The organism is Vibrio sp. Y176, from assembly GCF_033438945.1.
This window is the reverse complement of record NZ_JAWOQS010000111.1, coordinates 1-1,093: the sequence shown is the minus strand read 5'-3', so window position 1 is coordinate 1,093 and position 1,093 is coordinate 1. Positions and strand designations below refer to the sequence as shown.

The 1,093-nt window shown below is 45.4% G+C and carries 1 protein-coding gene; it reads right to left on the bottom strand.

Annotated features, from left to right (window positions below):
* Window positions 1-256: 256 nt before the first annotated feature.
* Window positions 257-1,093, bottom strand: an 837-nt coding sequence (locus R7O13_RS24445) for an MFS transporter (RefSeq protein ID WP_318304880.1), incomplete at its 5' end; no start/stop codon positions are given.

Genomic DNA, 1,093 nt, shown 5'->3' with positions numbered 1-1,093 from the left:
TAGCCACAACAGAACTCCCATGAATACGCCACCGAATAAAAACCAGATGATGTTGCCAAGTGTTCTCATCTAAAACCCTTTTTGATTTATAACTTTCTACAAAGTATGTCACACAAATCTTAACAGAGGATGAATGGGTGTGCTTTATCTTAAATAAGAAATCATTGATGAGAATACTCATTTGATAAAGGAAAGCGGAGATCATTGGGCTGCTGAAAAAAAGGCTCTCAATGGTAGACGTTAAGAGCCTTTCTGGCTAGGCGGTTGCCAAATTCAAGCGCGATACTGGCTTGTCATTGATCGGTAAGTGAATCAAAGCGGCGAGGAGTGCCAGAACGACGGTTGACCACCAGATTGGATCGTATGAACCGTAGTAATCGTAGATGCGACCACCGACCCAAGCCCCCAAGAAGCTTCCTACTTGGTGAGTAAAGAACACCAAGCCATAAAGTGTTGATAGGTAACGAGCACCAAAAATCTGGCGGACTAATCCAGATGTGAGAGGTACGGTACCTAACCAACAGAAGCCGATTGCACCACCAAAGATGACTGCGGTGTGCTCGGTGACAGGTAGAGTCACAAAAGCACCAATCACTACCGTGCGGATTAAATACAGCGCAGACATAACATGGCGTTTATTGAAGCGGTCCGCCATAACACCCCAGAAGTACGAACCAAAAATGTTGAAGAGGCCAACATACGCCAGTGCCATTGCGGCGGTTGAGGCTGGTAAATCTTTATCTGCCAGATAACTTGGTAAGTGAGTTGCAATAAACATCACGTGAAAGCCGCACACAAAGAAACCTGCATGAATCAGCCAATAACCTCTGTGAGAGAAAGCTTCTTTTAATGCTTCTTTTAGGGTTTGTGTGTCTTCCTGAACATTTGCATGGTTACTTGCTTGTGGCTTCGCAGTTCTCATGAACAATGCAAACATCACCATAAAGCTACACAGTACAGCGAATGCTTGAAGTGCGCCTTGCCAGCCAAAATCACTCAAAAGCGCTTGTGCTCCAGGGATCATGGCGAACATACCGAACGATCCCGCAGCGGTAGTTAAACCAAATGCTTTAGCTGCATGTTGTGCAGGGAC